Source organism: Protofrankia sp. CiP1_Cm_nod4 (genome assembly GCF_982290645.1).
Window position 1 is genome coordinate 1 of sequence record NZ_CEVIVC010000131.1, and the last position, 7265, is coordinate 7265.

Annotated in this window: 7 protein-coding genes and 1 pseudogene; 2 read left to right on the top strand and 6 right to left on the bottom strand. The window is 72.0% G+C overall.

Annotated elements, in window-relative coordinates:
- A pseudogene (locus AC5LSR_RS19400) lies at window positions 1–245 on the top strand (ATP-binding protein); the annotation flags it as partial.
- A gap of 117 nt (window positions 246–362) precedes the next feature.
- On the opposite strand, the gene AC5LSR_RS19405 reads toward AC5LSR_RS19400, so the two are convergent.
- The 5 genes from AC5LSR_RS19405 to AC5LSR_RS19425 form a co-directional block, all read right to left on the bottom strand.
- Complete coding sequence (locus AC5LSR_RS19405) at window positions 363–1691, bottom strand: glycosyltransferase family 4 protein (RefSeq protein WP_250283811.1); 1329 nt, start codon at window positions 1689–1691, stop codon at window positions 363–365.
- A 165-nt stretch (window positions 1692–1856) separates the two neighbouring features.
- A complete protein-coding gene (locus AC5LSR_RS19410; protein ID WP_250283809.1) occupies window positions 1857–2999 on the bottom strand; it encodes a glycosyltransferase family 2 protein in 1143 nt (380 codons plus the stop codon).
- Entirely contained in the window at window positions 2996–3619 is a 624-nt protein-coding gene (locus AC5LSR_RS19415) for an acyltransferase (RefSeq protein ID WP_250290867.1), read from the bottom strand. The genes AC5LSR_RS19410 and AC5LSR_RS19415 overlap by 4 nt, the downstream gene beginning before the upstream one ends.
- A gap of 80 nt (window positions 3620–3699) precedes the next feature.
- On the bottom strand, window positions 3700–4611 hold the full coding sequence (locus AC5LSR_RS19420) for a glycosyltransferase (protein WP_250290870.1): 912 nt from the start codon (window positions 4609–4611) through the stop codon (window positions 3700–3702).
- Between the two features lie 47 nt (window positions 4612–4658).
- Window positions 4659–5498, bottom strand: coding sequence for a 2OG-Fe(II) oxygenase (locus AC5LSR_RS19425; protein ID WP_250283804.1), 840 nt, complete (start codon window positions 5496–5498; stop codon window positions 4659–4661).
- A gap of 269 nt (window positions 5499–5767) precedes the next feature.
- Here AC5LSR_RS19425 and AC5LSR_RS19430 point away from each other — a divergent pair, with 269 nt between their 5' ends.
- The gene (locus tag AC5LSR_RS19430) at window positions 5768–7060 is read left to right on the top strand and encodes a glycosyltransferase family 4 protein (protein WP_250290872.1); all 1293 of its coding nucleotides are present in this window, start codon (window positions 5768–5770) and stop codon (window positions 7058–7060) included.
- Here AC5LSR_RS19430 and AC5LSR_RS19435 read toward each other — a convergent pair.
- The coding region (locus AC5LSR_RS19435; RefSeq protein WP_493468774.1) for a type II toxin-antitoxin system RelE family toxin at window positions 7008–7265 on the bottom strand (258 nt) is incomplete at its 5' end. The two genes, AC5LSR_RS19430 and AC5LSR_RS19435, sit on opposite strands and share 53 nt — an antisense overlap.

Here is a 7265-nt window from a genome sequence, read left to right on the forward strand (position 1 = left end):
CCCCCGACGGCAAACGCCACTGGCAACGCGAAGCCCTCGAGCTCAAGGTCTGGCGCGCCGGGCGCGCCAACCCGCTGCGCACCGGCCTGAAACAGCTCGACCACTACCTCGACCGGCTGGGCCTCGACACCGGTGTCCTGGTCCTCTTCGACACCCGACCCGACGCCCCCGACATCACCGAACGCACCACCATCACCACCACGACAAGCCCCGCCGGCCGCACCATCACCCTCATGCAGGCCTGACACGCCAGAAAAGCGGTAACGGAAGGTAACGCGGTAGCGGAAGGTGACTTCCGTCCGCATCCGGGTTCTGGCGTTCCACCGCCCGCTACCGCCCGCGGTGAGCGGGCGCTTCGGACGTCACCAGCGGCCCCGCCGGCCGTTCACCGCGGCGAGCGTAGCGGCCCCCGCCACCAGGAAGGCCGCCGTCGAGGCCGCGGCCTTCCGCCAGGACGCCGGTCGCCGGCGCGGCCACGACCGCGTTCCGGCTGCCGTGTCGGTGCTGGTGGCGCCCAGCAGGTGGTCGTAGACGGCGACGTATCCGGGGGCCTGCAGCCGCCAGTCGAGGACCTCGACGGCCCGCTCCCGGCCCTGGCGGCCGAGCTCACGGCGACGTTCGGGGTCGTCCAGGAGATCCGTGACGGCCCGGGCGAACCCCTCGAGGTCCCCCGGCTCGACGTAACAGGCCGTGTAGCCCGCGGACACCCTGGTCTCGGTGAGGTCGAAGGTGACGACCGGCACCCCGTAGGCCATGTACTCCATGGTCTTGTTCATGGTCGACACCTCGTTCAGCGGATTCGCCGGATCCGGGCCGAGGCCGACCGCGGCGGTCCGCAGGTACTTCTCGATCGTGACCGCGTCCGCCCTGCCGGTGAAGGTCACGTAGTCGTCCAGGCCGAGCTCGGTGGACAGCGCGCGCAGCTCCTCGAAGCAGTCACCGAAACCGAGCAGGGCGACGTGGATGTCCTCCCGGCCGTCCTTGTGGACAAGAATGTCGAGCGCGCGCAGGACGGCGTCGACACCGTCCTGCGGGCCCATCACCCCGAGGTAGACGGCGAGGTGGCGCCGGCCACGGCGCAGGTCCGGCGAGTCCGCGCCCGGCCGCATCCGGTCGGTGTCCGGGCCGCTGCGTACCACCGTCGTGTCGGCGTGGTCGCGCCGGCCGCGTCCCATCGCCACCAGCCGGTAGGACTCGTTGGTCGAGATCACGTGGTCGGCGAGGCGGTAGGTGATGCCCTCGAGCAGGTAGAGGCCGCGCAGCAGCAGGTCGGACGGGCGGTCGAAGCGGGACCGGTACACCTCCGGGCACAGATCGTGCTGGTCGTAGACGAACTTCGTCCCGGTGAGCTTGTAGGGGGCGGCGAGCAGCGCGTAGGTGTCCGGCGGGTTGCACGCCTGGATGACGTCGAAACCGATCTCGCGCCGTACCCGGACGGACAGCCTGGCCGTCCTCAGCCAGCACACGACGAATTCGGCCAGATAACCACGGACGCCGGGCCTGGTCTTCGGGGCGTCGTATTTGTGGAGATGGACGCCGTCGAGCTCCTGGTAATCGGGATCCTGCGGCCCGCGGGGGCAGATCACCGACACCGTGTAGCCGGCCCGGACAAGTTCCTGGCATTCCAGCCAGACCCGCCGGTCCAACGGTACCGGCAGATTCTGCACAATGATCAGGACACGCTTGTTCACCTTCGGTCGCCCCCCGGACGCCGGTGGCCCGGGTTTTCACCCGCCGCCACACCTGAATTGCATGACATTCCTGACAGCGGTCCCGGTGGCACCGGGCGGGTGGCCTGGACGTGCTTTTCCGCTCGTCCGGTCCGCCCGTCCGGTCCGCCCGTGACGAGCTCGGGGTCAGCCCGCGGTCGGCCGGTCCGCGGCGGCCGGCGACGGCGGGTATCCCGGTTGCCATTCCCGGCGGCTCCGCCAGACCCCCACCCAGGCGCCGGCGGCCGACGCGGAACGTCCCGGCCCGGATGCGGCCGGCCGCGCCGCACCCGTCGCCGCCGGTGCTGTCGCCGCAGGTGCCGGTGCTGTCGCCACAGGTGCCGGTGCTGTCGCCGGCCGCGCCGCCCGCAACCGGCGGGTGAGCACCGCCAGCGCCGCCCGCACGGCCACGCCGAGGGTCAGCAGCGCGAGCGCGGCCCGCTGACGCGCGCCCGGCTCGAAGTGATCGCGTACGAACGTCGCCTTCGCCCGCATCACCATGATCATTTTGTCCGAGCGGCGGGCCGAGGAGGCGCCCACATGGTGGATGACGGTGGCGTTCGGCGTGATCACCGGGCGCCAGCCGGCGCGGCGGGCCCGCACACTGAGATCCGCGTCCTCCCCGTACATGAAGTAGCGGGGATCGAACCCGCCGAGAGCACCGAAGACGGCCCGTGGGACCAGCAGCAGGCAGCCGGTGACGACACCGACCTCACGGACGCTGTCCCGGCGCCACCGGCCCAGCGACTCCGGGTCGAACAACGCCGAGCCCTTGCGCCAGGTGCTCAGCCCCAGGCCGAAACACGCCAGGCTCCACAACGTCGGCACGCCCCAGCACGAACTCGGATCCAGCGAGCCGTCCGGACGCAGCGTCCGGCCACCGTAGATGCCGTGTCCGGGCCGGGCCCGCGCGAACGCGAGCAGCGCGCCGAGCGCGTCGTCGAGAACGACCGTGTCCGGGTTGAGCAGCAGCAGGTACTCGCCCTTGGCACGCTGGGCGGCGAGGTTGACCGCCCGTCCGAAACCGAGGTTGGTCCCGGACTCGACCACCTCGACGTCCGGGAAGGCGGCGCGGACGCGTGCCGCGGAGGAGTCGGTCGACGCGTTGTCGACGACGATCACCTCGTACGAGGTGTCCCTGGTCTGCTCACGCAGGGATTCCAGGCACTTTACGGTGAGCTCCGCGGTGTTGTACGAGACGATCAGTACGGAAACCTCGACGCCGGCCCTGACGGCGGCCCCGGCGCTGGTCTCGGCGCTGGTCTCGGCGCTGGTCTCGAGACCGGTCATCCCGGCTCACCCCGCTTCCCCACGACCCGCGCCGGCGCCCCCACCGCGATCGAGCCGGGCGGCAGCGACCGGGTCACCACCGAACCCGCGCCGACGACACACCCGTCGCCGATCTCCACACCGGCGGTGACGACCACCCGGGCGCCGAGCCAGACGTCCCGGCCGATCCGGATGTCGCGTTCGCGCCTGGGCTGGTGCATGACCGGGACGTCCGGGGCGATCTGGTAGTCGGAGGCCGTGACGAACACCTCCGGGCCGAACAGCGCGTATTCCCCGATGTCGATCCGGCCGGTGCTGTCACCCGCCCACAGGTAGCAGCGCTCACCGATGTGGGCGTGGTCGCCGATGCTGATCCGCTCGCCGTTGCGGATGGAGACGTTGGGCGCCAACCGCACCCCCCGGCCGCGGGTCAGCAGCGCCTTCTGCCGGGTGTGGGAATAGGAATAGAAATGCAGGATGCGGAACAGATGCGCGTAGGGACGCGGGTCCAGCAGCGATTTCACGGCGTTGAGCCGCCGCGTGCCGGCCGCCTTCCCCCGCCTGGCCGCGCTCCCCTCGGCTGTTTTCCCCCGGAACGCGCTCCCCCGCATCGTGGCCCCCTCGGCCGTGCCCCCGTTCACGGACGGGCTCCCATTCGCGGACGCGTTCCCGCTCACGGACGGGCTCCCATTCGCGGACGTGTTCCCGCTCACGGACGCGCTCATGCGGCCGCTCCGTTCACCCGGCTGCTGGCATCCCGTTCCCAGGTGCCCAGCTGCCCGCGTCGGACCTTGCGCCGGGCCAGCAGCTGGGCCACCGCGGAGATGGCGACATAGGCCGGGACGGCGGTGACCAGCGCCGGCTCGGCGCGCACCACGGCGAGCCAGCCGGGCAGCCGGCCGGGACGCGCCACCCCGGCCGTACTCGACCCGGCCGTACTCGACCCGGCCGTGCCCGCGGCCGGGGTGGCCGGCGCCAGGCCCAGCCGCCGCATCTCGATGTTGCCCGCGTACACCCGGATCTTGCGTAACACCAGGTCACGGGCGGTACGCGCGGGATGGACGAGGAACTCGGTGCCGGAAACGGTCCGGCGCTCGTCCGCCGTGAAACGGTGATAGAGGAAGAAGTCGTCCGCGATCGCCTCCGGGAACCGGTCGAACCGGGCCCGGCCCCGCTCGCTGACGCCCACCACACCGGAACCGACATGGTTGTCGCGGGTGTAGGGCAGCTTCAGCCAGATGCGGTAGTAGTCCCGGACGGCCCGGCTCACCCCGGCCGTGGCGACCCGGATCCGCGGGGCGGCCGCGAGCGCGGGGCCGGCCCGCAGCACCTCGGCCACCCGGAGCAGGTCGCCGCCGCGGACCTCGATGTCGGCGTCCACGTAGAAACGCGGGAAGCCGGTCGCGGTGTCGTCACCGAGGTTGAGCGCGCCGGCCTTGCCCGGCCGGGGTGCCTCCACCACCCGGGCCCCGGCGGCGCGGGCGAGCTCAGCGGTGCGGTCGGTGCAGCCGTTGCAGACGACGACGATGTCGATCTCCCCCGGGCGGACGCCGTCGGCGAGCCGCTCCAGGCAGCGGCCGATCACCGTCTCCTCGTTGTGCGCGGGTATGACGACGCTGGCGAGAACGGTCACGTGGTCACCTGCCCCAGCCCCCCTTCCCGGATCCGCCGGCCGGGCGCTCAGCGCCCCGCCTGGCGGCGGGCGCGCAGCGTGCGGGCGGCGTCGACGAGCAGGGGCGGGGCGGCCCGGCGGGCGATGTCCTGGGCGCGGGCCAGCCCGGTCGGGCGGATCTCCTCACCGGGGCGGGCCCGGAACAGCGTGGTGTGGTCCGGTGACGCCTCGTCGGCCGGCCGGCCGTTGGTGTAGTAGTACCAGGCCAGCGAGCGCCGGGTGACCCCCTCCGGGGAACGCAGCGGATCCGGGTGGCCATGGTAGGAGTGGTCGGTGGTCGCGAAGACCACGAACCTGTTGAACAGCGGCGCGATCCGGTGGACGGCTTTTGTCATGTCGCGGTCCCACAGCTCCAGGTGGCCGCCCCAGGAGTCGTCCCAGTCCTCGTTCAGGTACAGCAGCACGTTCAGCCGCCGGTCCACGCCGAGCCGGCGGTGCCGGTTGAAGTCCGCGTGCACCTTCAGGAAACCGCCCCGGACGATCTGGTGCAGACCGCCGCCGACAAGATGCGGATCCGGCAGCAGGCCCGAAATCCCGGTCAGCTCCTCCAGGAAGTCGAGGAAGGGGCCGGAGTTGAACTGCTGGAGTATGTGCCGCAGCGGCGCCGGCATCAGTGTCTCGTCCGCCAGCGCGAGTTTGACCTCCTGGCTGGCGTCGAAACGCTGCCAGTCGGCGTCCCCCGGCTTCGGGAAGGCGTCGACGACCGCCCGCAGCGTCTCAGCGGGCAGAAAATCGTCGATGACGACGTGCCGGAAGGGCTGCGCCGTCTGAAAGGAGGCGCCGTATTTCTCCGCGAGCGGCCGCAGAGTCTCCCGGTCGAAATAGTAGTCGGACACGGTCCGTGGCAACGTGAAACAACCCCCCAAAGCCGTGGGCAGCTCCGGCGATTTCACCGGAACAGCTGCCCGCACTACACCCCGTCACTCCACGCACGCTCCGTAAGGTAACGCACCGGCGCGTGAGTGGCCCCACCTCGGCGCCCATACTGTAGACCATCCGGATGTGGCGCCGGACACGGCACATGCGGCAGCGGGTATCCGTCACGCGTTCACCGACGGCACCGAAGACCGGTTCACCCACCGCAATGGCGCGCTTCACGAGGGGGAGTTGTCTGTCGATGACCACGGGAATCACAACGAACGACACGGCCGCGGCCACGGCCACGGCCACGGCCGGGGAACGGCCGCTGCGCGTCCTGTACTCGTTTCCGCACACCCTCGGCCGGCCGGGGATCTCCACGACCGCGTTCCACCAGGTCAGAAGCATGATTGACGCGGGTTTCGCGGTGACCGTGTACTGCACGAGCCTGGCGGGGGAACTCGACGGCGCGGCCGAGGTCGTCGAGACGATGGTCGCCCGGGGCCGGCGGATCCCGCACCGGGCCATCGGCGTCCGCCGCGCCTACGGCTACCACGACAGGCGTACCGCCCACGAACTCGCCACCCGCCCGTACGCCTACGACGTCGTGCACACCTGGCCCCGCGGCTGTATCCACACCCTGCGGACGGCGCGGCGCATCGGCCTGCCCGGGCTGCGCGAGGTGTGCAGCCCGCACAGCCGGTCCGCCTGCGGGCTGGCCGAGCAGGAGGCCGCCGCCTGCGGCATCCAGCTCCCGCGCGGGCACGCCCATCGCGGCACCACCGGTCATCTCCGCCGGGAGGACGCCGAGTACGACGCGGCGAGCACGCTGCTGTGCCCGTCCGACTATGTGGTGCGGACCTTCGCCGAGTACGGGGCCGACACCGGCCGGCTGGTCCGGCACGCCTACGGCTACGACCCGGCCCGGTTCTTCCCCACCGATCTCCCCCGCCCGGCGGACCGCCCGTTCACCATGGTCTTCGCGGGACGGGGCGAGCCGAACAAGGGGCTGCACTACGCGCTGCGCGCCTGGCGCGACGCGGGCGCCCCCGGCGAGCTGCTCATCTGCGGTGTGATCATGCCTGAGTACCGCGCGAGCCTGGGCGAGCTGCTGAGCCTGCCCGGGGTCCGGGAGCTCGGGTTCGTCGACGACCTCGGCACGCTCTTCCGGAGCGCGGACGCGCTCGTACTACCCAGCGTCACCGAGGGGAGCGCCCTGGTGACGCTGGAGGCCGCCGCCTGCGGCTGCGTCCCGGTGATCTCCGACGCCTGTGGCTCCCCGGCCCGGCACCTGGTCGACGGGCTGGTCCACCAGGCGACGGACACCGCGACACTGGCCGAGCACATCCAGCTGCTCGCCGAGGACCCCGCGACGCTCGCGACGCTGCGGCAGGGCTGCCTGGACGCCCGCGACCGGCACACCTGGGACGCGGCGGGCACCCGGCTCGCCGAGGTCTACCGCGCGGCCGCCCGGCCACGCCCGCCGCTCGGCGCCCCCGTCACATCGTCCGGTGGATCTCCCGGCGGTGGCCGACTCCCACGATCAGGATGATGAGCTGCCCGTCCACGATGTCGTAGATGATCCGGTAGTCGCCGACCCGCAGCCGGTAGCGGTCCTCGTAGCCGGCGAGTCTCCGCACGTTCGCGTCCGGGCGGCGCGGGTCGTCCCCAAGCAGGACGAGGGCCCGCAGGATCGTCAGCGCGGCCGGTTGCGGGATGGCCCGCAGCTGCCGGACCGCCCGTTCACGCCACCTGAA

Bases quoted from the DNA above. Each gene is read 5' to 3' on its own strand.
- AC5LSR_RS19430 (WP_250290872.1), top strand. From the start codon at position 5,768: ATGACCACGGGAATCACAACGAACGACACGGCCGCGGCCACGGCCACG.
- AC5LSR_RS19410 (WP_250283809.1), bottom strand. From the start codon at position 2,999: ATGACCGGTCTCGAGACCAGCGCCGAGACCAGCGCCGAGACCAGCGCC.